Source organism: Bradyrhizobium sp. Kon58 (genome assembly GCF_055807455.1).
On the sequence record NZ_JBVVOT010000322.1, the window covers coordinates 1 to 302 of the forward strand.

Annotated in this window: 1 protein-coding gene; it reads right to left on the reverse strand. The window is 44.7% G+C overall.

The window, feature by feature from the left end; translation table 11 throughout:
- On the reverse strand, window positions 1–286 hold a 286-nt coding region (locus AC0L20_RS40630), incomplete at its 3' end, for a helix-turn-helix transcriptional regulator (RefSeq protein WP_473295765.1).
- Between the last annotated feature and the right edge of the window lie 16 nt (window positions 287–302).

The following is a 302-nucleotide window of genomic DNA, read 5'->3' on the forward strand; positions in this document are numbered from 1 at the left end:
GCTGCTCATGATGCCTTGCACTGTAATAACGAGTGAACAAGTAATAGCTGTTAAAGCCGCACTCTTTGGCTACGAACTTTATGTTGTCTTGATACTGCCCCGAAATCAAAAGCTGTCGCGCATGCTGCAGCCTAATGTCACGCAGGTATGCCATAGGCGTGATATTTTTGAACGTTTTGAATCCTAGCTGTAACGACCTGATGCTTATTCCTGCGCAGCCCGCGAGTTGAGCTACGGTGATATTTTCTTTGTAGTTATTATCGATGTAGTTTGCTACTTGTCGAATGCAATAAGGACTTGGC